The sequence below is a fragment of the Pseudomonas sp. NPDC089408 genome (genome assembly GCF_044749445.1).
Classification (GTDB): domain Bacteria; phylum Pseudomonadota; class Gammaproteobacteria; order Pseudomonadales; family Pseudomonadaceae; genus Aquipseudomonas.
In genome coordinates, this window is sequence record NZ_JBIVHY010000004.1 from 83588 (window position 1) to 107033 (window position 23446).

The window sequence follows — 23446 nt, forward strand, 5'->3', positions numbered from 1 at the left end:
CGGTGTTCGCGGCTAAAGCCGCTCCTACGGGCCAGCGCGGTCGATGTAGGAGCGGGTTCACCCGCGAAGCAGACGCCGCGGAGCATGGCACCGGCTGTGCCGGTGTTCGCGGCTAAAGCCGCTCCTACGGGCCAGCGCGGTCGATGTAGGAGCGGGTTCACCCGCGAAGCAGACGCCGCGGAGCATGGCACCGGCTATGCCGGTGTTCGCGGCTAAAGCCGCTCCTACGGGCCAGCGCGGTCTGTGTGTAGGAGCGGGTTCACCCGCGAAGCAGACGCCGCGGAGCATGGCACCGGCTTTGCCGGTGTTCGCGGCTAAAGCCGCTCCTACGGGCCAGCGCGGTCTGTGTAGGAGCGGGTTCACCCGCGAAGCAGGCGACGCGGTGGATGGCACCGGCTGTGCCGGTGTTCGCGGCTAAAGCCGCTCCTACGGGCCTGCGCGGTCTGTGTAGGAGCGGGTTCACCCGCGAAGCAGGCGACGCGGAGCATGGCACCGGCTTTGCCGGTGTTCGCGGCTAAAGCCGCTCCTACGGGCCAGCGCGGTACATGATTCTTGCGCGGTCCCTGTGGGATCGGTTTTGTGTCGTGATGGGCCATGCGAACACAAGTTAGTGAATTTGCGTGCCTGTTGACTCAGCAAACTTTCAAAACCAAGCCAACTTTTTTGCAAACTAACTTCCCTATTCCAAATTCTGCGTGTCGCCATATCAACTATTTATGTCCCCTGCATGATAGTTTCCAAATGCCTGAACTAAGTATTTGCCCACAGCGCTTTTTCCCGAAGCAGGTCGTCAACAAAATAGCCGCCCTTCATTTTTAACCAACCGCCTGACGCGATGGCCGCAAAGTTGACCGCAGCGGCTGGCGGCCAGGCATGTGACTCCAGGAAAGGAAAGTGTCATGGGAATGACGAGGCGTAAATTTTTGATCGGCGGCAGCGTCGTGGCTGTCGCAGGTGGCGCAGGCATTCTGACCCCCTTGCTAACCCGCGAAGGCAGGTTGATCCCCGGCAAACCGCGGTTTGGCTTTGTACAAGGCACCGAAGGTGCACTTCCCGAGCAGGCAGACGTGGTAGTTGTAGGTGCCGGCATTCTGGGGCTCATGACCGCGATCAACCTCGTCGAACGTGGCCTCTCTGTCGTCATTGTTGAAAAAGGTGATATTGCCGGCGAGCAGTCTTGCAGGTTCTATGGTCAGGTCATGACCTACAAGATGCCTGATGCGACGTTCCAGTTGCACCATCTTGCCAAACAACGTTGGCGCGAAATGAATGCCAAAGTCGGTGCAGATACCAGCTATCGCACACAAGGCCGGGTCGAAGTTCCTTTCGATGAAGAAGACCTGGAAGGCGTCAGAAAGTGGATTGATGTTAAAAGCCGCGAAGTTGCCGCGGACAATCCCTTCAAGACCCGGATCATTCAGGGTAATGAACTCGAACAGCGGCTGCGCGGTGCGTCGTCGAGCTGGAAAATTGCAGGTTTCGAGGAAGACTCCGGTAGCCTTGACGCCGAGCGCGCATCGTATGTCATGGCCGAGTACGCCAAGAAAGTGGGTGTGCGCATTTACACCCAGTGCGCCGCAAGGGGCCTGGAAACCCAGGCCGGCGTCATTTCCGATGTGGTGACCGAGAAGGGCGCCATCAGGACGTCTCGCGTGGTCGTGGCCGGTGGTGCCTGGTCCAGGCTGTTTATGCAGAACCTGGGTGTCGATGTGCCGACCTTGCCTGCCTACCAGTCCCAGCAAATCATCAGCGCGGCACCCCGTGCACCGGGGGGCAACGTTGCATTGCCGGGGAATATCTACTTCCGCGAGCAGGCCGACGGTACATACGCCACCTCGCCGCGCGTGGTCGTTGCCCCGGTGGTCAAAGAGTCGTTCATGTATGGCTATAAATACTTGCCATTGCTGGCCATCCCCGACTTCCCGGTGCACATCTCACTCAACAGGCAACTGATCGATTCGTTCACGCAGCCTACCCAGTGGAAGCTGGACGAGGTATCGCCGTTCGAGAAAAACCGGCTGATGACGGCGGCTCCGGATATTCCTGAGCTGGATGCGTCACTGGAAAAACTCAAAGTCGAGTTCCCTGCCTTCAAGGATGCGAAGTTGATCGATCAGTGGAGCGGTGCCATGGCCATCGCCCCGGACGAGAACCCCATCATCTCGCAGGTAAACGAATACCCAGGCCTGGTCATCAACACCGCGACCGGTTGGGGCATGACGGAGAGCCCGGTGTCGTCCGAGTTGACGGCGGACCTGCTACTTGGCAAGGCGCCGGTGCTGGACCCGAAACCCTTCAGTCTGTACCGATTCTAAGTACACATACCGCAATGGAATGACCCGTCCACGCATCATCGATGCGTGGACATTCTTGTATAACCACAGGAGAGAAGTATGAAATTCGCTTTCAAGACCGTTGCTGCATTGGCGTTCGGACTGGCCAGTGTCGGCAGCGCTCATGCACAAGATATCGTGCGCTATGACGCAGGTAGTTTCCCGATATCGTCGGCGGTAGAAATCCCTGCCGGGAAGACGGTCGTCTACCTGAGCGGCTCCGTCCCGTCGGTGATCCACCCCGATGCGCCCAAGGATTCGCTGCAAGCCTTCGGTGATACCAAGGCACAAACCATCAATGTGCTCGAAAGCATCCAGCAGCAGCTGAAAGCGCTGGGCCTTGGCCTCACTGACGTGGTGAAGATGCAGGTGTTCCTGGTGGGCGGGCCGGAGAACGGCGGCAAGATGGATTTCGACGGTTTCATGGCCGGCTATACCCAGTTCTTCGGGCCAGCCGCCAAGCAGCCGGTGCTCCCTGCGCGCTCGGCGTTCCAGATTGCAGGCCTGGCGCACCCGGCCTGGCGGGTTGAGATCGAAGTGACGGCGGTTCGTCCCTGAGGGATATTTGCCCAGCCCGACGTAATTGTCGGGCATAAAAAAACCGACCATAAGGTCGGTTTTTTCCGGATTTTGGTGCCCGAGGGAGACCCATACTGCTCAATACAGGCCTTGTTGTATGGTTGTCTCGGCTGGTTGAAGACGGAATCTACTCACAAATCTACTCACTTTTTTGCGTGCGTTGTAAACCCTCAGACATCTGTGCCGTCTATTCGGACTGATGCTTGAGCGCCATCAGCATACGGGATGCTCACCTCGACTTTTTTTCCTGACACGGTAGTGATTTCAATCACGAGCCGGTGAGGAGGGGCGGCAAAATCGTCTGTGAACAGGACGTGGACTGCCTCTTTGCATGAGTCACCTGTGGAGACCGGCCAGTAAGCTGAGCCGTCTTTGGCCGGCAGGTACACTTGAACGTTGGACATTTCCTTTCTCCTAGCTGCTTTACGTGTCTTAGCATCATGCTAGCCGACATCTATGATCCGTCTTTGACATGCCAAAATTCCGAGCGGCCCCTTGAACGCCGGGCCTATCTGTAGGCAATCTGCAACCAGTATCCCCATAGGTGCCCTGCGTGGATGCCATACCTACATGCCGGTGGCGAGGTCGGCTGGATCTGGGCCTGACGCGCCGCGGTGAGAACCCTGCCGTCGTGCGTCATGGGCTAAGGTGATTTTTTTGAGTTCTTAAATACAACGGAGCTGGTATTGAAAAGCAGTAGAAGAAAAGCAGAGTTTACGGAACGAGTTATCAAAGCCGCTAAGCTCGCGCCAATGTTTTTCCCAAAGCATCTCCGGGACTTCGCCCAAAGTCGTGATGAAATCGAATTCAGTGCCAGGGATTCGAGATTAAAAACTGCTAGCTTATTTTCAAGTGGCAACAAAAATCTCAAGCTAAAAAGCATGCATTTATTGGTAGAGCTATCGTCCAAAGAGTTAACAAACTTAGAGGAGTGGCATCAAACCAATAATAGAGGATGGATAGAGGAAAGTCACAGAAGTGCGATCTATGCCAGGCAGCTTTTGGCGAGAGCTAGAGAGAACTTTATTGGCAAAATTGGAATTAATTCTTCCACTCAGTTTGGCTGCCTCGACGTAATAAATGTCTACACTGACACCTTTAGCAGCTGTTTGTTGAGTCTTGTCCATTTGCCGACAGGTAGTGTGCTTCTAAATTTCGTAATATTTTGCACCGACAAAGCCATCAGTAGAATCCAGAGTGTAGACATCTCTGAGTTGAACCCAGTAGTGCAGTTCAAAGGCTATAATATCTTCAGGCGCGAAAGCGCTATCACTTATCATTATAGTCGACAAAATCTAGCGACAGAGTTAGTTCAGGATGAACTTGGCGCCCTCGAACAGGAATCGCTAAAAATACTGCGCGCCGCGCTAGGAAAGATGAAGATCAACCTGGACGAAGATCGTCCTATTTTTAAAGGATTTGACTTCATTAACGACAGCAAATCCCTATTGTTTCCAGCCGACGCGACTAAGGAGGCGCGTCAGGAGGAATGCGAGTTTGTACACAAGTCTCACCACTACCCACGATATCAAGAGCTGGAAAACTCCAATGTTTACCTTGATCTGAACGAATTTAAACATGAGTCATACGATTTGTTAGTCGTAAGGTCCCATGCCTTTGACTCTTTTAAAAATGAGTTCGAATTAAATAATTTCAGGTACGGCGAAAATGAGATTTTCGACTCTGCTATGGTATTCTCTTTGATTACCATTCTTACTCATAAAATCACCTTTCAAATGAAATTGCTGGAAGCAGAAACAGGCTACGGACAAAGATCTTCCAGCGACTCTGAAAAGCAGCGGGTAGTTTTTAATATTCTCGAAGCCCTCTCGCTCATAAAGGATGAGGCAAATTCTCTCATCGAAAGCGCTAACTGGGTTTGTCAAGAGAAGTATCGTCGCCTTTTTTCTCGCCGACTCGATTATCTAGTGAAGGGCCTAGAACAACTCGTTGCTCGTACAGAGCGAGAATATAAGTTTACAAGCGACAAGCTAAATATGGATGTTATACGAAGCAATGGGCGTTACTCGTTTATACTCAGTTGCTTTGCAGTGGTTCAGATAGCTTTAGCATACCTAGCGATTGACTGGCAGAAGCAACCGGATGTCAGCATTAAAATTGGACAGATCACAAATTTCTTTGCTGAGAAAGCGGCTGCTCTATACAAGGTTATGCAGCTTTTAGTAAGTTAGCTTCTTATGCTGTCTTGCCAGAGGGGCTTATACGGCTGGCGGGACATAACTGAAATCAAGTAGAATCTCGCCCCCTCGCTTGTATATCTCTCCGATGATAGCGCGCTGATCTTCAGAGATTGACATGTTAAAGTCGATTCGTTTACTACCAGGCGCCACTAGTGGAACTCCTAACAGGTTCCCGGAGCAGGCGTAAGCTAAATTTGCGAAGCCTTTCTCAAGGAGACTTTCAAAATCACACCATTGCTCAAGCTCCACCAGGTCATCGCTTTTGGGCGCATGCAAGTAATTGCCTAACCTCTCCCCGATTGAGCGAAGTTCAGGCGTCACAGGAGTATATTTGCAAAGCATGAGCGGATAGCCACCTGAAAGAAGCGTAACTCTCACTTCTTCGGTACATCCTGCAAAAGCTTCCTCCACATTGCGCCCCAAGGCGGCTATTTGCCACCCCTGCTTTTTCTTTTCAGTCACATGCTTCTGATGCTCAAGATACTCTCGCAGCCTAGATTCGATTCCGAATCTCAATTCAAGAGCACTATAAAATAGGTAGGCTGGGTCGCTTTTCCCCTTTCCCAAAAGGGTTCGGCCTCGGCTGAGGTGATTAACTGCACCTCTGAAAAATTTGTCTGCGTCCATCTAATTCACCCAATATCCGTAAATGTTTTTACTTACAAAATGAAGCGTTTCGATCATTGCTGGCTTTGACACTCTAGGCAACCGGCGGGTTTCTCGAATGGCGGGGCCCCAAGAGTGTACCTAGAGTGAGCCTAAGCTCAGAGCACCCTAACGAAAAGCCGGTGTGGTGACCAGGCTCACGGAGATGGTGGCGCTTGGAGCGATCCTTGACCGTATCTGCTTCAACGTTTGCATATGGCGCACGGCTCGACATTTTTGGCCAAGGTATCGCCGAAAGCCTCGTCCAACATCAGCACGCCCAGAATCCTACCCTTCACCTCACCTTGCAGGCTGCCACGATAAACGTTTGGGGTGGAACCAATCGGCTTTAGATGGGCGCCTCAAAACAGAGGACACCCCACCTCTAACACCAGAAATGGTGCTCGCTCCGCAGTCACCCGTTGCGGCGTGCATTTCTGTCCTGGGGACACCTTTGCTCCAGGGCGTGACGGCCTTCACCTTGTCTTGGTTAACTCTGCCCGGCAGCAGAGTTGAAGGGGCACTTTGGGGCCTCTCATCACTTGAGCGAGAGCACGTTCGCTTTTACAAACGCCAGTCTGCCGCCCTGGTTCGTTGTCGGATGCTCAGGTGTCAAAGCGGGAATCCCCGCTCTGGGCCCTAAGCCGGAATCACGGCTTTGTCAAAGCAGGAATTCCTACTTTGAGCGCCCCATACTGCGTTGATGTAGCATCGCCACTATCACACACGAAAGGGGATTCGGCATGGATGAGGACCTGATGCGTCAGATGCGAGAGGCGATCGACAACTTTCCGCCGCGACCAGACCTGGATGCGCTCATCGAGAGCGGTGACATAGTCAAGGTTTCGGGCGGATACCAAGCTCCGACAGAGAAGGGGCGCAAGGCGATTGAGAAGTACGCGGTCGGCATCACGATCAGCAACAAGGGTGAGCCGCCCGTGTATCGCCTCAGAATTCGCCGGAAACGTAAGCAATCGATGTAGCGGCGCGTTTGAACCAGACAGGGCCGGCTCCAGGGTTGAGCGCAGATTCAGGGGTGTCCTCAATACTGAGGACACCCTACATACCCGGGATTCGGGGTATGTAGGGGCTCGACTCGCTTTAAGCCTTGTCCTCTGCCACGATCGAGACCGAGATAATCGCCCCGCCCCAGCGCCGTTCACCGATGCAGATCGGGACGGGGTTTCCGCTGGCGGTGGTGTTTTTGGCGCTGCCGAAAGCGTAGGAAGGTCGATTCTCTGGTGCGGCACTTTGAGAAAGCCCCTGCGCCTGTGGGCTCAAGGCCCCGATGACGCCCTGTGCGATCATTGAGAAACCGAATGCTGCGGTGGCTGTGGCGAGCGATCCAGCGCCGGCACCCAAGAGCCCGGCACCGCCGGCTGCCAAACCGCCAGTGAAGTAGGAGGCGGCTACCACCAGGGCAATCCCAACCACGGTTTGCAGCATCCCGCCGCGTTTGCTGCCGTGAACGATAGGTACAAACCAGAGTTCCCGTGCTCCGCCCAGATCCAGCTCGCCGTCGCCAATGTTCTTGCCATTTTTGAAGATGGCGAAGCGCAGGCCTCGAGCCTCAGCATCGGCCACATCACGGGCGAAGCCTGGATAGTTAGCGTCTAGGGCCTTGACGGCCTCGCGAGCGTCGCCGCGATCGAGCACGAAGTGGTGGTGTTTACCGTATTTTTTGCCAAGGAAGTCGCCTAGGCGGATCTTGGTTTTCGGGACGTAGTGGATCGTGGTCGCGGCCATCACACGGCCTCCTGCGGCATAGCCAGGTGGACGCCTAGGCGCCGGGCAAGCATCTCGCGACACTGCAACGCCTCCAGGCGGATGGAGGCTTCTCGTGCAGGATCAGGGTTCCAGTTGGGCGCATAGCTCGACATGGAAGCGCGAGCGCCGCGCAGGGTGCCACGCAGCAAGTCGGCAGATATCCGCGCCTCCTCCTCGGTGAAGAACACGCCATCGAGCTTGACCCTCTGGCCGGCCTGAACATGGTCGACTTCCCACAACAGATAGCAGGGACCGCCTTTGTCCAGAGTGAAGGTGGCCACGTCACAGGCTCGGGCAAAACGCTCCTGAAAGGTGGATGGAGCTGGTTGAATGGTCATCAGCGGGTGGCCTCCAGGTGTTAACTCGTCGGTGTTAAAGCGTTAACTTTTCGGTGTTAAAGGTGTTAACCCCGTTAACATGGGCCGAGGGGGTAGGAATGGCCTCTAAGCCTCTATTCCCTTGGCTTGCAGCCCCATGCAAGTTCGGCATGGTTGTTAAAGCTGCTTTAACATTTTTTGTTAAAGGGGAAAAAAATCTGTACGTGGGGTCGGAGGCGGTCTAGGTCAGCGGACCTTCCAGACTTTCGACCCGCCCCCCTCAGTAGTCCGGCGCTTTGTACGGCGGCGCCGACCGGATGTGTTCCAGCGCTTCTGCTGCGCTTAGGCCGCTGGCCAACAGTCGATCGATCTCTTTGCTCAACCGCTCACGCTCCTCCATCTGGCGCAACAGGGCGCGGCTGTGGGCGATCTGGTTGAGGGCTCGTTGAACTGGCTTGGGTAGATGGGTATGGCTCATGGTCTTCTCCGGTGTGAATGAAAAGGCCCGCGAGTGCGGGCCAGTGCCGGATCACCCCACAAAGGAAAGAAGGGCTCCGACTGCTGCGGTTAGGAGGTCGTGGCACTCACAGCTAACCCACGCTCGTCGTTACGGTGTCGGAGTGCCGGCCAGCGTGACGAGTCGAGTAGCTGTGGGAGCGAACACAGCCAGGCCAGCGCGCAGCTCTGCCAAGATGGTCACCATGTTGCGGCGGAAGTTGTCACCGTCGTGGCGGCTGGCCTCCACGGTTACTTCCTGACGGTCCAGCAACGCGGCCACGCTGGTATCGAGGATCAGTGCCTCGCCTTGCGGCATGCCGTTGGTGACGACTACCGGTGTGCCCCACAGGCTGGGTGGCGCAGGGTCACGCGGCGTGCCGATCACATACTGGCCGTCACCAGCCTCGGCGCGCTCGCTCTCGATAGCGAACCAGTCACGCGGGTTCATCACGATTACGTTTGGGTTCCAGCCTTCGGCCTTGAGGTCAGTGAGGGCAGCACCGATACGATCAGCCGGCTTACCAGTGGTGATGCCAGCAGCGGTGGCTTGCTTCTTGAACCCGAGGATTTCACCCGCGCCGCCGTCGCCGTTGATGAGTTCGGCTTCCAACTTCTGGCGAACGCCCACGCTCATCAGCGTGTTGAACTGTCCCTCGAGCTGGTCATTGTCCTGCAGCACCTGGAGGCTCGCCGGAATCCAGGTGGCGATGGTGGCGATTTCCGCCCGCTCCATTTTGGTGGGCATCGACCCTTCGGCCTTCTCCTCACCTTCCTCTTTCTGGTAAGCCGCACCGTTGATGTAGCCGTCCAAGCGAACGAACTCGTAGGTGGCGCTGGTGACCGGCACGATCGGCAGCACATCCAGCAAGCTCAGCCGCGGCTGCGGAATGCCACGGATGCCGGCGCCGTCACGCTGCGGGGTAGTCGGGTAGCTGGTCGAGCCGGTGACGCCTTTGTTGGGGTTGGTGATGGCTGCACGCACGCCCACTTTGCAATTGATCTGGCCGGTGGACTTCATACCGTTACGGAAGCCGGCGATGCCATCAGCGGCCACGACCTGGTCAGTCACCGCATTGGAGTCGGTGGAGTCGTCGTTGGCGCCTCGGCGGGCGCTGACATTCACCATCTTCTGCTCGATTTCCAGAAGGCGGGCGCTGAACTCGGTCTGCTTCTCCGTGACCTTAGCGCCGACATCCTTGATGGCCTGGTTCAGTTGGTTCATGTCTTCTTGATACGGGTCTGGCATAGGGTTCTCCGGGGTGTCGAATTGATGTCGTCTACCCTATGCGCGCACGCACACCCCGGTCAGCGGTTAACTTCGACGTCCTCAGTCGGTCTCCGTCGCAAAGCGCACTATGTCGGCTATTTTGTAGAACCGCCGATTGCCACGACGCACGAATGGCAGCGGTGACCGACCCTCAGCAGCCAGGCGGCGGAGGTAGCTAGGGGCATATCCCAGCAGGTCTGCCGTGGCTGGCTCGGGCACCAAGCCTCCAATCAATGGCGTGATGCCGGCCTGAGCCAACCGCTCGGTAACGTCCTGTTCAACGTCCACCATGATTTACATGCTCCTCTGTGATGCATCCTGAATTTCGCTGTAGGCCTTGTGGTCTGTGGCCTGTGGCGAATCTTGTGAAATTGCGTATCTCGGGTATGTCTCGCCTGTGAGTGCGCTCAACCCGAGCCCGTCTAAATGGTCGTGCCAGCGCTCCAGCGCTTGGCGCTTGAGGGCTTCGGCGGTGGTGTGGATGTAGGTCGCGTCCATGTTGCGCAGGGCGTGGTTAACCAGCATCTCGCCCACCAGGTAATCGACGCCCAGGTCCATCCAGCAGGTGCGGGCGACCTTGCGCACATCGTGGCTGGTCCACTGGCGGTCGCTCAGTTCGGCAAATACCTGGCTTGCTACCGTCGCGCTAAGGGGGCCGCGCCGGCTGGCAGGGAACAGGTAGGCGCCGTGATAGCCCTGGGCGGTTTGCTGGGCTTGATAGCGGCTCAACAGTGCACAGGCTTGGCGGGTCAGCGGCAGGGTGTGGTTCTGCTTGGTCTTGGTGTCGTCGGCGGGGATGAACCACTGGCCGGCCTGCAGATCGACGTTGCGCCACAGCGCGCTGCGCGTCTCGCCCAGGCGGGTGCCGTGACACAGCATCATCAGCGCCAGCAGGGCGTCACCGGGCCGGGTATTGCTCCAGCTCGCCAGCTTGGCCAACAGATCGGGCAAGTCTCGCTCCCGCAGCCGTGACGACTTCGGCTTGATCCGCACTCCGACAAAATCCCCAAAGCGCAGCGAGCCCATGGGGTTCTGCTCGATCATCCCGAGCCGATGTGCCTTGCGCATGGCCACCGCCAGCACGTTGAACACCAGGCGCACGAACGACAGGGCATAGCGCTCTTGCAGTGGCCACATGAGCCGCTGATCGAGCGTGGCCTTGCTCACCTCGGCCAGTGGCAAGTCATGCAGCCGTGGCGTTAGGTGGCAGGTGATGGCCGACTTCGCGCCGGCCTTGCGCTTGGCCGACAGATTGCGGTCGCGCAGCATCCGATCCAGGTACCAGTCCAGCAGCTCACCGGTACTGCTCCAGGTGCTGGTCAGCGAGGTAGCCTCGGCGTCTGCGGCGCGGCGCCCTAGGATGGCCGGCAGCGCGGTCAGCATGGCCTTGCTGGTCAAGCTGGGGAAGTCGCCGGCTTTGCCCCACTTGCCCCTGACAACAACGTGCCAGGCGCCCCGGGTGCGGTCGACGGTGGAGAAGCGGAAGCGCAGTTCGGGGTAACGCGGGTCACGCAACTGGCGCACCGGCTGGCCGGCCTGCTTGCGGATCTCGGCGTCGGTGAAGGTGATGTGTTTGGTGGTCATACTTGCTCCTCAAACTGAGGGGGTATTTGCATCGAACGGGGCCAGATGATCCGAATCAGACCAAATGAGCCGATTCGGATCAGGGCGCCACTGTGTCGAAAGCAACACACTGTGGCGTTTTTCTACACAGTGGCGAACGGGGTCGGGCCATCCGATAAGGTGGGAAAATCCCGTGTTTTGCCGAAGCGGGAATTCGCGCCAACCTCGTCGAGCGCTCGCCGATTGCTCGCCTAGGTATCCACTGAGTCTCGTCACGGCCCCACCTCCGCACCTGGCCAGCGCACGCGCACGTCGGCCAGCGCTTCGTCGCGGGTAATTGGCTCGCTGATCATGGTGAATGGCCGGCACCCCGGGACCAGCACCGACCAGTTGCAGCGGCGCTCCAGGCCATCGTTCGCAGCCAGCTCGGCCAGCAGTGCGAGCCGGTGTGCCTTCACGTACTTGCGCACATCGTCGGTCAGCTTTGAGGCGGGGGAGATCCGCACCCGCATACCTTGCTTCTTTGCGGAAAATCCACGTTCCAGCAGGTAGTCGAGCGCAGCCATCACAGGTCCTCCGCGTCATCATCCAGCGATGGAAACGACGCGGCGCCCGGCTGCGGATCTCCTTGCTGATCCTCACACTCGTGCCGATTTTCGTTACTCGTGCCCACGCCAGAGGATGGGCACGAGTGGGATTCTGTGGGCATGAGTGGTTGAAAGGGCGCGAATGAGCCACCCGCTTGGGGCAATGACCAGAACGACTTCACATCCTTTTTGTTGCCGGTTCTGGCGGTGACAACAGACAGCTTTTCTCTGGCCCGGCGAATCTGCTTTTCGGTGTAGCCATTGCGCCTCATCAGGGCTTTCGCTTCATTACTTTCGAGGGGGTTGTCCTTCAAGATTCGGTAGAGGCAGTCGCTGGGATCATCCAGGTCTTGTGCCTCCTCATCACTGGATGCCTCCGCTTCTCCTAGGATTTCCCGGGCGCTACCTTCGATGGCTTCGCCCCAAACCACGCGAGAAGCTTCAATCCCATCTCCGATGTCACATGGCTCGATGGTGTAGGAGACACCTCCCTCGTCAGCGCCGATGTTCGACTTCGCTCGCGCCAGCACGCGTTGGTCGGAGTCTTCCTGCTTGGCGGCTACCAGTACTGTGCGCGCCAGCGCCGAGAACGCTTGCGATCCGATAACTCGATCAGCAGGCGACGAGCCAGCGCCACCCTTGGCAAAGTGGGAAATTCCCACCACGGCGCAAAGGTTCTGCTCGGCGAAGTCCACTACGCCTTGCAGCGCCCGACGCACGTCATTGGCCTTGTGCATGTCGCCTTTCACTGCGCTGACGATGGGGTCGAGCATCAGAAGCGAAACACCGCCAATCTCGCTGGCCGTCTCACGCAAACGGACAATGTCGTTTGCTGGGTCGAATGGATCGGCGTCGCCCCTGGCGTTGGTTAGCCCCTGGATGATGTAGACGCGGCTCATGTCAGCGCCAGCAGCGGTTAAACGGGGAATCAACGTATCCGCTGGATCATCTTCACTCGACCAGATGAGTGCATTACCCGGCTCGCTACAACGGTTGCCATCGGGCCAGCGTCCACCAGTGGTGATGGTGGCGATCAGACCGATCAGCAGCGTGGTCTTCCCGGTACCGCCAGCGCCGGCGAGGATGTGCAGCTTTCCTTTAGCCAGCCATCCAGGCCACAGCCAGCGGATGGGAACGGCCTTGATTGTCGACGCCTTAACCGCATTGACGCGCCATAGGGGGGTTACGTTTTCACGATTGATGGGGCTAAGAGGCTCGGTCCATTCTTGTGCAAAGCGATCTGTAGTCATTTGACCCCCAGGCGCAGCTTGGCGAGGTTGAAGCGCGCCAGGTCGTCACCTTCCAACTTCCCTTGTCGCTGGAGAAGGTGGCCGATTCGATAAACCATGCGCTCATGTTCAATTGCCGTCTTGCTTGGGCCGCGCCGCGGTTGTTTATTGCCCGGAAACAAGTCTCGCAAATCCAGACCGATTGCCGAGACAATCTCTTTTGTTGTGCAGCCGGCCCAGCATTTGAGCAAGACGACACCATCCGAAGTTTCGCTAATTGCCAAACTGGGATGCTTGTCACTGTGCGCGGGGCAGCAGGCTTTCCATTTGTCGGCGCCAGCAGACTTAACTTTGTCTAATCGGATAAGCACTTTATCCAGGCAAGCCGACCCCATCGGCGCATGTGCACCGTTTTGGATGTTCATGGTTATGCTCCGGGTTTGACTTCGGACAAATGGAGAGTTGCTGCTGCGCTTGTGTCAGACAAGTTAGCAACGAGACTGCCTAGGCTTTCGAGAAGCCAGCCTATATCAGTTACTGCTCCAGAGTTCAGGCCGGTGTCGTCGTTCGAGGCTGTACAAGCCAGCAGGTGACCAATGCCGGATATCCCATGCGCGAGTACGGAAACACAGCTTTCAGTTGCCTGCTCTGTCGCTTTCAACTGACCGGGAGTCATGTTCTTCAGCGCTTCGTGGCGTGGCAGCAGATCGTTCCAGTAGCTCATTGAACACCCCCAACTTCGGTCGCGCTGTAGCTATAGCCGATGTGCCGGTGCCGCCAGCAAAAGTTCTGCGAGCCGAGTTTGACGTTATCGAGCTGCGCGTAGAGGTCTTTCGAGATCGGATGCTGCTGACCAAGAGCGGGGATAATCATCGCCGTAAGGATACATTCGAGCTTTTTGAACGCCTCCCTGGCCTGGTTTTGGTGGTGGCATTCGAAATCGGCGAGAACGCCCGGCGCCAGCACTGTTTGCTTCGGACCACGGATCATTGCTCACCTCCTTGGGCTTCCAGGGCGCAGGCTTGATCCATGTGGTGGTTGTAGCGCTTCAAGCGGACGGACAGGGACGAGTTTGCGCGGAGGGCGCTGAGGGCCATCTTGCGGTGGGCAAGGGCGCGAATTTTGGACGGAATGAGGGCGGTCATGGTTGTAGCTCCTTGATTTGAGGAGCTGCCACAGATCGTCGCCAAACGATTTAGGGTGGCAGCTGTACGCAGGTTGGCGAACCGGGAATCAAGGAACCCGGCAGACCCGAAGGTCTCCCGCGCACAGCCACCATAGAGCCGAATGCTGGGCACAAAAAAAGCGCCAGATTCAGTTGGGGCGCTTATGCGCCTTGATTTGTACGGGTCGCCAAACCCGGTCGCTGAATTTGCAACGACAACCGGACGATACAGCGAGCGTTGGATGGGTGCAAGTCTTACTCGTGCCCATTTTTTCCACTTGTGCCCATCCCTGTGAGTGGGCACGAGTGAGAAATATGGGCACGAGTAAGGAGAAAGGGCATCAGTGGAGCCAGGGTAGGTCATCACGCCACCTCCCCGCGGCTGGCGGCAATCTGCTCATCGCACCAGGTGTGAATCTCTGCCTCGATCCACACGACGCACTTCGGGCCGAGCGTGACTTGCTTGGGGAAAGCGCCAGCAGCGATACGGCGGTAAATCTCGGTGCAGGACAGGCCGGTGATCGACTCAACGTCCTGGCGCTTGATGAAGCGGCGAGCGGGTGGGGTGATGTTGGTAGGGATAGCCATCGTCTGCGCCTCCTTGGGCGGTTTCGGTAATCGACGATGGCAATGCTGGCGGAAAATGATTTGAGTGAGTCCTAAGTAGGTTTTCGTAATTCCTACTTAGGTTTTTTCTGGCCCTATTGACTGTCCAAGGCGTCCACCAAAGCACCTAGAACTTTGCGGATGGTCTCGTCATCCACACGAGCGCCCAGTTTCTCGGTGAGTTTCTCGATGCGTTGCGCGGCACCTCTTGCTTGTGGATTGATTTTTGCCTCCTCACACAACGCGGCGATCAATATGAGCAGGGTTTTCCTATGCCTAGGAGATGCCGGTGCCTCGTTTCTTGAGGGTGCAGCGTTAGTGGATGTGGATAGTGCTAGGCTCAGTCGTTCATTTTCTAACTGAAGGGCTTGATATGCAGCCCGAATTTCTTCAATTGTACAATTGTCCGATAGAGGCGTTATGTTCACTTTCGAGTATGCAGACTTTCTGTTATCTCTATACGCTTTTGACCTTAGCCAGATGATCTCTTCAGAGATTTTTACGCTGATGCTTAGCTCTTTGTCGAAATAATCTTGGAAGATATCCCCGGGAGGAAAGTCTCGCTCGTTTAACCAAGCCTCGAAGTCGGTTAAGTCTACGAATGTTTTATCTTCGTCAATACTCTCATCTAGATCTCGCTTGATAAGAGTGGTCGGAAGCCTTCCAATATCTACCCCCTTCTTTAGAATTTCGAGGTATTCGTCGGTGCTGGGTTTTAAAGCGGCGAGCAGAGATTCGTCATAAATGTCGATCCATTCCTGTGGGTCGGCCTCTACTTTGAGGTCGCCACTGGTAAAGACCTCCAATGACATAAGCTCAGCAGCTCGCCTGAGGGACAGCTGGAGGACACCGAAATCTTTGAGTTCCAGTATCTGATTTTTAAGCTGGGCCAGTTCGGCAAAGCTATCGATTTTTCGGTAGCGGTCACTTGCTGTTTCAAGGCTTATCATTCGTAGACCTCCTTATCGCAGTCACATCTGCGCCTGCGCAGAGCGCATCTATCTCATCGGCCCATGCCTGCATCATGACCCGGCGTTGCTCCAGGTAGTGCGCATGGTTATAAGTGTCGCGGATCGAGTCTTGATCGCCATGGGCCAGTTGCCGCTCGATCCAGTCCCGGTTATAGCCTCGGGTGTTCAGGCTGGTGCTCAGCAGATGGCGGAAACCGTGGCCAGTCTGGCGCCCCTCGTAACCCATTGAGGAAAGCGCCTTGTTCACCGTGTTCTCGCTCATTGGTCTGGCCCGGTTGTTGCGCCCAGGAAAGGCGAGGGGATAGGAGCCGGTCAGTTCATGCAGGGCACGCAGCAGAACCACGGCCTGGCGTGGGAGCGGGACGATGTGAGGACGCCGTGCCTTCATCCGTGCTGCAGGGATCGTCCAGGTAGCTGACTTCAGGTCGAACTCGTCCCAGGGCGCCAGCCGCAGCTCACCGGGTCGCACTGCTGTCAGCATTAGCAGGCGAATGGCGATCTTGCTGGTGATATCACACTGGGCCGCGTCCAGTTTCTCCAGCAGATCTGGCAGTTCGCCTTCTGATACGTGCGGATGGTGGCGAGTGCGCGGGGCGTGAGCGGCTACCACGTCCAGATCGGTGGCGGGGTTGCCGGGTACCACGCCCTTGGCCAAGCCGAAACGGAATATCTGGCTCAGCCACTGGCGAACCTTGCGGGCGACGTTGAATGCCTCGCGTCGCTCGATCTTGCGCACCAGGTCGACCAGCTCAGGGCGTTGCACCTCGGCAGCGGGCCGTTTGCCAATCACCGGGAATATGTCCGACTCCAGATACTGCAGCGCTTTCGATGCGGTGGCTGGAGCCCATCGTGGCTGGTTGTAGTCGTACCATTCCCGCGCTAGCACTTCGAGCGTCAGCACCTGGGCGGCGGCAGCGGCCTTTTCCTGCTGTTTATGTGCGCTTGGGTCTATGTCCTGTGCCAGCAACTTTCGCGCGGCATCCCGGCGCTCGCGTGCATGGGCAAGTGTGACGGCGGGGTAGGCGCCCAGGCCCAGCATCTTGGCCTTGCCCTCGAATCGGTAGCGAAGGCGCCAGAGCTTCCCGCCAGCGGTCGTCACCTCAAGGCAAAGGCCCTGGGCGTCAGCGAGGCGATAGAGCTTGTCGCGTGGTTTGGCGGTGCGGATGGCGGTATCTGTGAGCGCCACGGCTATTCCCTTGCAGTGCCGAACCGCGCTGGATTGCGGTCGGTGTGTGAGTAGGATTCTGGACCGAACTCGTCCTACTCACAAATCTACTCACATACTTGCGGGCTTACAAGGGAACCACTGGGAACGATGGGCACAAAAAAACCGGCCAAGTGGCCGGTTTCTCTGGTGTTCCGGGTCTGGTAGGGACCGCTTGGAACTATGTGATGGTGCCCCGAGGGAGACTCGAACTCCCACTCCTTTCGAAAACGGATTTTGAATCCGCCGCGTCTACCAATTCCGCCATCAGGGCAGTGGCGCGCAGTATAGAGAGGTGCCGCTGGTCGGTCAATCGGCTTTCATGGTCAATTTTCACACATTGGGCTAAACTTCCCGGCCCTGCCGAACCGAACATCATCATGCGCGTCGCCGATTTTTCCTTCGAACTCCCCGATTCCCTGATCGCCCGCCACCCATTGGCCGAGCGCCATGGCAGCCGTCTGCTGGTCCTCGATGGGCCGAGCGGCGCGCTCTCGCATCAGCAATTTCCCGACCTGCTGGACTACCTGCGCCCCGGCGACCTGATGGTGTTCAACAACACCCGGGTGATCCCGGCGCGGTTGTTTGGCCAGAAAGCCTCCGGCGGCAAGCTGGAAGTGCTGGTCGAGCGCGTGCTCGACAGCCACCGGGTGCTGGCCCATGTGCGTGCCAGCAAGGCGCCGAAAGAAGGCGCGGTGATCCTCATCGATGGCGGTGGCGAGGCCGAAATGGTCGCGCGCCACGACACGCTGTTCGAGCTGCGCTTCACCGAAGAGGTGCTGCCACTGCTCGACCGCGTTGGCCACATGCCGCTGCCGCCGTACATCGACCGCCCTGACGAGGGCGCCGACCGTGAGCGCTACCAGACCGTGTACGCCCAGCGGGCCGGTGCAGTCGCTGCGCCTACCGCAGGCCTGCACTTCGATGAGGCGCTGCTCGAGAAAATCGCCGCCAAGGGCGTCGAGCGCGCCTTCGTCACCCTGCATGTGGGTGCTGGCACCTTCCAGCCGGTGCGGGTCGACAAGATCGAAGACCACCACATGCATAAAGAGTGGCTCGAAGTGAGCCAGGACGTGGTCGATGCCATCGAGGCCTGCCGCGCCCGTGGCGGCCGGGTGATCGCGGTTGGCACCACCAGCGTGCGCTCGCTGGAAAGCGCCGCGCGCGATGGCGTGCTCAAGGCCTTCAGCGGCGATACCGACATCTTCATCTACCCGGGCCGGCCATTCCATGTGGTCGACGCCCTGGTCACCAACTTCCACCTGCCGGAGTCCACGCTGCTGATGCTGGTCTCGGCCTTCGCCGGCTACCCCGAGACCATGGCCGCCTACGCGGCAGCGGTCGAGCAGGGGTACCGCTTCTTCAGTTACGGTGATGCCATGTTCATCACCCGCAATCCGGCGCCACGCGGCCCCGAGGATCAAGCATGAGTCGCACCTGTCGAATGTCCTTCGAACTGCTGGCCACCGACGGCAAGGCCCGTCGTGGTCGCATCACCTTCCCCCGTGGCACTGTGGAAACCCCGGCGTTCATGCCGGTGGGCACCTACGGCACGGTCAAGGGCATGCTGCCACGTGATATCGAGGCCATTGGCGCCGAGATGATCCTCGGCAACACCTTCCACCTGTGGCTGCGCCCGGGCACCGAGGTGATCAAGAAGCACAACGGCCTGCACGATTTCATGCAGTGGAAAGGCCCGATCCTTACCGACTCCGGTGGTTTCCAGGTGTTCAGCCTGGGCGCCATGCGCAAGATCAAGGAAGAGGGCGTGACCTTCGCCTCGCCGGTCGATGGCTCGAAGGTGTTCATGGGCCCGGAAGAGTCGATGCAGGTTCAGCGTGACCTGGGCTCGGACGTGGTAATGATCTTCGACGAGTGCACCCCGTACCCGGCCGAGCACGATGTGGCGCGCACCTCCATGGAACTGTCGCTGCGCTGGGCCCAGCGCTCGAAGAACGCCCACGCCGACAACACCGCGGCGCTGTTCGGTATCGTTCAGGGCGGCATGTACCAGGACCTGCGCATGCGCTCGCTGGAAGGCCTGGAAACCATCGGTTTCGACGGCCTGGCCATCGGCGGCCTGTCGGTCGGCGAGCCCAAGCACGAAATGATCAAGGTGCTGGACTACCTGCCGGGCCAGATGCCGGCTGACAAACCTCGTTACCTTATGGGGGTAGGCAAACCGGAAGATCTCGTTGAGGGTGTGCGCCGCGGCGTCGACATGTTCGACTGCGTGATGCCGACGCGTAACGCGCGTAACGGTCATCTGTTCGTCGATACAGGGGTGATCAAGATCCGCAATGCGTTCCATCGCCACGATGAATCGCCGCTGGATCCGACCTGTGACTGCTATACCTGCACCCACTTCTCGCGCGCCTATCTCCATCACCTGGACAAGTGCGGCGAAATGCTGAGCAGCATGCTGAATACCATCCACAACTTGCGCCATTACCAGCGCTTGATGGCCGGTTTACGCGAGGCTATTCAACAGGGTAAATTGGCCGCCTTTGTCGACGCCTTCTACGCCAAGCGCGGGCTTCCCGTACCGCCTTTGGACTAACTGTCTGCATCCATTATTAGAAAATTACCTTAGGAGTGCCCAATGAGCTTCTTGATCCCCGCCGCATACGCGGACGCTGCAGCACCTGCCGCTGGCCCAGCCGGTACCGGCTTCGAGTGGATTTTCCTGGTCGGTTTCCTGGTCATCTTCTACCTGATGATCTGGCGCCCGCAGGCCAAGCGTGCCAAAGAGCAGAAGAACCTGCTGGGCAACTTGCAGAAAGGTGACGAAGTTGTCACCAACGGCGGCATCGCCGGCAAGATCGTCAAAGTCACCGATGACTTCGTGGTACTGGAAGTGTCCGACACTGTCGAGCTGAAGTTCCAGAAGGGCGCGATCGCTGCGACCCTGCCAAAAGGTACGCTCAAGGCTATCTGAGTTACCGGTTTTATTTTCCAGTCGGGGCGCGCAACGCGCCCCGCGTCTTGAACGGGCGGCGTGATGCTGAACAAATACCCTCTGTGGAAATATGCACTGATCGTGCTGGTACTGGTGGTCGGTTTCATTTATTCCGCTCCCAACCTGTACCCGGATGACCCGGCGGTGCAGATCAGCGGTGCCAGCTCGGCGCTGCAGGTAAACCAGGCCGACCTCGATCGCGTCAGCAAGGCGCTGGTCGATGCCAAGATCGCCGTCAAGGGCACCAGCCTGGGTGAGAAGGGCAGCGGGCTGATCCGCCTGACCAACCAGGAAGACCAGCTGCCGGCCAAGGATGTCGTGCGCAAGGCACTCGGCGATGATTACGTCGTGGCCCTGAACCTGGCCCAGACCACCCCGCAATGGCTGCGCAACCTGGGGGCAAGCCCGATGAAGCTGGGCCTGGACCTGTCCGGTGGTGTGCACTTCCTGCTGGAAGTGGACATGGACAAGGCCATGAGCGCCCGCATGAAAGTCTACGAAGGCGAGGTCAAGACCTTGCTGCGCAAAGAGCGCATCCGCTACCGCAGCCTGCCTCAGCAGGATGGCGGCATCATGCTGGGCTTCTCTGACGACGCTACCCGCGAACAGGCACGTGCCCTGATCCGCAAGAATTTCAATGATTTCGACCTGACCACCACCGAGCGCAACGAGCTTGCGGTGCTGCGCCTGGCGCTGACCCAGGCGAAAGTCGCCGAGATCCGCGAATACTCGATCAAGCAGAACCTCACCACCGTGCGCAACCGCGTCAACGAGCTGGGCGTGGCCGAGCCGCTGGTACAGCGTCAGGGCGCCAACCGTATCGTGGTCGAGCTGCCAGGCGTGCAGGACACCGCCGAAGCCAAGCGTATCCTCGGTAAAACCGCCAACCTGGAGTTCCGCTTCGGTGCCGAGCCGGGCGCGTCCAAGGCCACTACCGAGGTGTTCGAGTTCCGTGAAGGCGGCCGTTCCGCCCCGGTCGAGCGCGGCCTGATCATCACCGGTGACCAGGTTACCGACGCCCAGGCCAGCTTCGACGAACACGGTCGCCCGCAGGTGAACATCCGCCTGGATGGTCACGGTGGCGAGCTGATGAGCCGTGCTACCCGTAGCAACGTCGGTCGCAGCATGGCGGTGATCTTCATCGAGCAGAAACCGGTCACCCGCTACGTCAAGCAGACCGTCGACGGCGTCGAGAAGGACGTTGCCGTACAAAGCTTCGTCGAAGAGAAGAAAATCATCAGCCTGGCGACCATCCAGTCGCCGCTGGGCAGCCAGTTCCGCATTACCGGCCTGAACGGCCAGGGCGAATCGTCCGAGCTGGCCCTGCTGCTGCGTGCCGGTGGTCTGGCCGCGCCAATGTACTTCGCTGAAGAACGTACCATTGGTCCAAGCCTGGGTGCCGACAACATCACCAAGGGTATCGATGCGTCGCTGTGGGGCATGCTGTTCGTCTCGCTGTTCATCATTGCCATCTATCGCGGCTTCGGCGTGATCGCCACCATCGCCCTGGCGGGCAACATGGTGCTGCTGCTGGCCTTGATGTCGCTGCTGGGCGCCACCCTGACCCTGCCGGGTATTGCCGGTATCGTATTGACCATGGGTATGGCGGTGGACGCCAACGTGCTGATCTTCTCGCGTATCCGCGAAGAGCTGAAAGCCGGCATGTCGGTACAGCGCGCCATCCACGAAGGTTTCAACCGCGCCTACACCGCGATCATCGACGCCAACCTTACCAGCCTGCTGGTCGGCGGCATCCTGTTCGCCATGGGTACCGGCCCGGTCAAGGGCTTTGCGGTTACCATGTCCCTCGGGATTTTCACCTCGATGTTCACCGCCGTCATGGTGACCCGCGCAATGGTCAACCTGACCTGTGGCGGGCGTGACATCAAGAAGCTGTGGGTTTGAGGGAGCTGCGATGAAAACCATCAACTTCATGGGCGTGCGCAACGTTGCGTTCGCCATTACCGTGCTCCTCACCGTGCTGGCGCTGTTCAGCTGGTGGCAGAAGGGCCTGAACTTCGGCCTGGACTTCACCGGCGGTACGCTGATCGAGCTGACCTACGAGCGCCCGGCCGACCTCAAGGCAGTGCGTGCCGAGCTGGTCGATTCCGGCTTCCACGAGGCGGTGGTGCAGAGCTTTGGCGCTACCACCGACCTGCTGGTGCGTATGCCGGGCGATGACCCGCAGCTGGGCAACAAGGTAGCTGCCGCGCTGCAGAAGGCTGGCGGCGACAACCCGGCCACGCTCAAGCGTGTCGAGTTCGTCGGCCCGCAGGTGGGTGAAGAACTGCGCGACCAGGGCGGCATGGGCATGCTCCTGGCCTTGGGCGGCATCCTTATCTACCTGGCCTTCCGCTTCCAGTGGAAGTTCGCCGTGGGCGCGATCATCTCGCTGATCCACGACGTGGTGGTGACCCTCGGTATCCTGTCGTTCTTCCAGATCACCTTCGACCTGACGGTGCTGGCAGCAGTGTTGGCGATCATCGGCTACTCGCTGAACGACACCATCGTCGTATTCGACCGGGTGCGTGAGAACTTCCGCGTCATGCGCAAGGCCTCGCTGATCGAGAACATCAACGTTTCCACCACGCAGACCCTGCTGCGCACCATCGCCACTTCGGTTTCGACCTTGCTGGCCATTGCTGCGCTGCTGTTCTTCGGGGGTGACAACCTGTTCGGCTTCTCGCTGGCCCTGTTCATCGGCGTCATGGCCGGTACCTACTCGTCGATCTACATCGCCAACGTGGTACTGATCTGGCTGAACCTGAACAGTGAAGACCTGATCCCTCCGGTCAAGGCCGAGGGTGTGGATGACCGTCCATAACGGTTAGCCATCGCCGTCTGGCAGCCCGAAAGGCGAGAGTATTGAACTCGCGCCTTTTTTTTTGCTCCAAGGCTGGGAGAAGCGCGGGTTGATACCCGCTGGTACGATCAGGAGGTCCACGTGAACAAATCAATGCTGGTGGGTGCGGTACTGGGTGCTGTCGGTGTGACTGCCGGAGGTGCTGTCGCGACCTACAGCTTGGTCAACAAGGGGCCTGAGTACGCCCAGGTCACCGACGTGCAGCCGATCAAGCAACAGGTGAAAACCCCGCGTGAGGTGTGCAAGGACGTCGCGGTGACGCGTCAGGCGCCGGTCAAGGACCAGCACCAGATCGCCGGTACCGTGGTGGGCGCCCTTGCTGGCGGCCTGCTGGGTAACCAGATTGGTGGTGGTACCGGTAAGAAGATCGCCACCGTAGCCGGTGCGGTCGGTGGTGGTTATGCCGGTAACAAGGTGCAGGAAGGCATGCAGCAGCGTGACACCTACACCACCACGCAAACCCGCTGCAACACGGTCAACGACATCAGTGAAAAGGTGGTGGGCTACAACGTGAAGTACACCATTGGTGACCAGGTGGGGCAGGTTAAGATGGACCGCGAGCCGGGGTCGACCATTCCGGTGGACAAGAATGGCAAGCTGATCCTGAGCGAAGCTGGCCAGTGATTTGTGTTGCCTGTGCTGGCCTCTTCGCGGGTAAACCCGCTCCTACAAGGGTAAGGCGATCGATGTAG

Annotated in this window: 27 protein-coding genes and 1 tRNA gene; 10 read left to right on the forward strand and 18 right to left on the reverse strand. The window is 58.4% G+C overall.

The window, feature by feature from the left end; translation table 11 throughout:
* The first annotated feature begins 899 nt into the window (after positions 1 to 899).
* Complete coding sequence (locus ACIP02_RS08480) at positions 900 to 2315, forward strand: NAD(P)/FAD-dependent oxidoreductase (RefSeq protein ID WP_400615191.1); 1416 nt, start codon at positions 900 to 902, stop codon at positions 2313 to 2315.
* Positions 2316 to 2393: 78 nt separating this feature from the next.
* On the forward strand, positions 2394 to 2891 hold the full coding sequence (locus ACIP02_RS08485; RefSeq protein WP_400615193.1) for a RidA family protein: 498 nt from the start codon (positions 2394 to 2396) through the stop codon (positions 2889 to 2891).
* Positions 2892 to 3082: 191 nt separating this feature from the next.
* Here ACIP02_RS08485 and ACIP02_RS08490 read toward each other — a convergent pair whose 3' ends face one another.
* A complete protein-coding gene (locus tag ACIP02_RS08490) occupies positions 3083 to 3316 on the reverse strand; it encodes a hypothetical protein (RefSeq protein WP_400615196.1) in 234 nt (77 codons plus the stop codon).
* A 282-nt stretch (positions 3317 to 3598) separates the two neighbouring features.
* Between ACIP02_RS08490 and ACIP02_RS08495 the strand changes: the two genes are divergently transcribed.
* Positions 3599 to 5104 carry a hypothetical protein gene (locus ACIP02_RS08495; protein ID WP_400615198.1) on the forward strand — a complete coding sequence of 502 codons (1506 nt, stop codon included), beginning with the start codon at positions 3599 to 3601 and terminating at the stop codon, positions 5102 to 5104.
* 27 nt (positions 5105 to 5131) lie between these two features.
* Here ACIP02_RS08495 and ACIP02_RS08500 read toward each other — a convergent pair whose 3' ends face one another.
* The gene (locus tag ACIP02_RS08500) at positions 5132 to 5740 is read right to left on the reverse strand and encodes a hypothetical protein (RefSeq protein ID WP_400615200.1); all 609 of its coding nucleotides are present in this window, start codon (positions 5738 to 5740) and stop codon (positions 5132 to 5134) included.
* 761 nt (positions 5741 to 6501) lie between these two features.
* Between ACIP02_RS08500 and ACIP02_RS08505 the strand changes: the two genes are divergently transcribed.
* The gene (locus tag ACIP02_RS08505) at positions 6502 to 6741 is read left to right on the forward strand and encodes a hypothetical protein (RefSeq protein ID WP_400615202.1); all 240 of its coding nucleotides are present in this window, start codon (positions 6502 to 6504) and stop codon (positions 6739 to 6741) included.
* Positions 6742 to 6859: 118 nt separating this feature from the next.
* Here the strand turns inward: ACIP02_RS08505 and ACIP02_RS08510 are convergent, their stop codons facing one another.
* From ACIP02_RS08510 to ACIP02_RS08585, 16 genes are all read right to left on the reverse strand, one after another.
* Positions 6860 to 7504: a tail assembly protein gene (locus ACIP02_RS08510; RefSeq protein WP_400615204.1), complete on the reverse strand. Its 645-nt coding sequence runs from the start codon at positions 7502 to 7504 to the stop codon at positions 6860 to 6862.
* On the reverse strand, positions 7504 to 7863 hold the full coding sequence (locus ACIP02_RS08515) for a hypothetical protein (protein WP_400615206.1): 360 nt from the start codon (positions 7861 to 7863) through the stop codon (positions 7504 to 7506). Before ACIP02_RS08515 ends, ACIP02_RS08510 begins: the two co-directional genes overlap by 1 nt.
* A gap of 259 nt (positions 7864 to 8122) precedes the next feature.
* Positions 8123 to 8320 carry a hypothetical protein gene (locus tag ACIP02_RS08520; protein WP_196166100.1) on the reverse strand — a complete coding sequence of 66 codons (198 nt, stop codon included), beginning with the start codon at positions 8318 to 8320 and terminating at the stop codon, positions 8123 to 8125.
* Between the two features lie 129 nt (positions 8321 to 8449).
* Positions 8450 to 9586 (reverse strand): phage major capsid protein, encoded by a 1137-nt coding sequence (locus ACIP02_RS08525; RefSeq protein WP_400615209.1) that lies wholly within the window; start codon positions 9584 to 9586, stop codon positions 8450 to 8452.
* An 81-nt stretch (positions 9587 to 9667) separates the two neighbouring features.
* Positions 9668 to 9898: a helix-turn-helix domain-containing protein gene (locus ACIP02_RS08530; RefSeq protein WP_230385999.1), complete on the reverse strand. Its 231-nt coding sequence runs from the start codon at positions 9896 to 9898 to the stop codon at positions 9668 to 9670.
* Between the two features lie 3 nt (positions 9899 to 9901).
* Complete coding sequence (locus ACIP02_RS08535; protein WP_400615213.1) at positions 9902 to 11191, reverse strand: tyrosine-type recombinase/integrase; 1290 nt, start codon at positions 11189 to 11191, stop codon at positions 9902 to 9904.
* A 251-nt stretch (positions 11192 to 11442) separates the two neighbouring features.
* Positions 11443 to 11736 (reverse strand): hypothetical protein, encoded by a 294-nt coding sequence (locus tag ACIP02_RS08540; RefSeq protein WP_196166103.1) that lies wholly within the window; start codon positions 11734 to 11736, stop codon positions 11443 to 11445.
* On the reverse strand, positions 11736 to 13007 hold the full coding sequence (locus ACIP02_RS08545; RefSeq protein ID WP_400615215.1) for an AAA family ATPase: 1272 nt from the start codon (positions 13005 to 13007) through the stop codon (positions 11736 to 11738). The genes ACIP02_RS08540 and ACIP02_RS08545 overlap by 1 nt, the downstream gene beginning before the upstream one ends.
* Positions 13004 to 13411, reverse strand: coding sequence for a virulence-associated protein E (locus ACIP02_RS08550; protein WP_400615217.1), 408 nt, complete (start codon positions 13409 to 13411; stop codon positions 13004 to 13006). The genes ACIP02_RS08545 and ACIP02_RS08550 overlap by 4 nt, the downstream gene beginning before the upstream one ends.
* A 2-nt stretch (positions 13412 to 13413) precedes the next feature.
* Entirely contained in the window at positions 13414 to 13710 is a 297-nt protein-coding gene (locus tag ACIP02_RS08555) for a hypothetical protein (RefSeq protein WP_186673534.1), read from the reverse strand.
* Complete coding sequence (locus ACIP02_RS08560; protein ID WP_400615220.1) at positions 13707 to 13976, reverse strand: hypothetical protein; 270 nt, start codon at positions 13974 to 13976, stop codon at positions 13707 to 13709. Before ACIP02_RS08560 ends, ACIP02_RS08555 begins: the two co-directional genes overlap by 4 nt.
* Positions 13973 to 14131, reverse strand: a complete 159-nt coding sequence (locus tag ACIP02_RS08565) for a hypothetical protein (RefSeq protein WP_400615223.1) — start codon at positions 14129 to 14131, stop codon at positions 13973 to 13975. Before ACIP02_RS08565 ends, ACIP02_RS08560 begins: the two co-directional genes overlap by 4 nt.
* A gap of 383 nt (positions 14132 to 14514) precedes the next feature.
* On the reverse strand, positions 14515 to 14739 hold the full coding sequence (locus ACIP02_RS08570) for an AlpA family transcriptional regulator (RefSeq protein ID WP_182139103.1): 225 nt from the start codon (positions 14737 to 14739) through the stop codon (positions 14515 to 14517).
* A gap of 113 nt (positions 14740 to 14852) precedes the next feature.
* On the reverse strand, positions 14853 to 15707 hold the full coding sequence (locus ACIP02_RS08575; protein ID WP_400615226.1) for a hypothetical protein: 855 nt from the start codon (positions 15705 to 15707) through the stop codon (positions 14853 to 14855).
* Positions 15694 to 16914 carry a tyrosine-type recombinase/integrase gene (locus tag ACIP02_RS08580; RefSeq protein WP_400615228.1) on the reverse strand — a complete coding sequence of 407 codons (1221 nt, stop codon included), beginning with the start codon at positions 16912 to 16914 and terminating at the stop codon, positions 15694 to 15696. Before ACIP02_RS08580 ends, ACIP02_RS08575 begins: the two co-directional genes overlap by 14 nt.
* 207 nt (positions 16915 to 17121) lie before the next feature.
* Positions 17122 to 17206 (reverse strand) — tRNA-Leu (locus ACIP02_RS08585).
* Positions 17207 to 17312: 106 nt separating this feature from the next.
* On the opposite strand from ACIP02_RS08585, the gene queA reads away from it, so the two are divergent.
* From queA to ACIP02_RS08615, 6 genes are all read left to right on the forward strand, one after another.
* Positions 17313 to 18362, forward strand: coding sequence for a tRNA preQ1(34) S-adenosylmethionine ribosyltransferase-isomerase QueA (queA, locus tag ACIP02_RS08590; protein WP_400615230.1), 1050 nt, complete (start codon positions 17313 to 17315; stop codon positions 18360 to 18362).
* Between the two features lie 14 nt (positions 18363 to 18376).
* Positions 18377 to 19492 (forward strand): tRNA guanosine(34) transglycosylase Tgt, encoded by a 1116-nt coding sequence (tgt, locus tag ACIP02_RS08595; protein WP_400615731.1) that lies wholly within the window; start codon positions 18377 to 18379, stop codon positions 19490 to 19492.
* A gap of 42 nt (positions 19493 to 19534) precedes the next feature.
* Positions 19535 to 19870 (forward strand): preprotein translocase subunit YajC, encoded by a 336-nt coding sequence (gene yajC / locus ACIP02_RS08600; RefSeq protein ID WP_027595530.1) that lies wholly within the window; start codon positions 19535 to 19537, stop codon positions 19868 to 19870.
* A 63-nt stretch (positions 19871 to 19933) separates the two neighbouring features.
* Positions 19934 to 21796 carry a protein translocase subunit SecD gene (secD, locus tag ACIP02_RS08605; RefSeq protein ID WP_201198609.1) on the forward strand — a complete coding sequence of 621 codons (1863 nt, stop codon included), beginning with the start codon at positions 19934 to 19936 and terminating at the stop codon, positions 21794 to 21796.
* A 10-nt stretch (positions 21797 to 21806) separates the two neighbouring features.
* Positions 21807 to 22715 (forward strand): protein translocase subunit SecF, encoded by a 909-nt coding sequence (secF, locus tag ACIP02_RS08610; protein WP_201198610.1) that lies wholly within the window; start codon positions 21807 to 21809, stop codon positions 22713 to 22715.
* Between the two features lie 120 nt (positions 22716 to 22835).
* Positions 22836 to 23378: a glycine zipper 2TM domain-containing protein gene (locus ACIP02_RS08615; RefSeq protein ID WP_400615234.1), complete on the forward strand. Its 543-nt coding sequence runs from the start codon at positions 22836 to 22838 to the stop codon at positions 23376 to 23378.
* Positions 23379 to 23446: the final 68 nt, after the last annotated feature.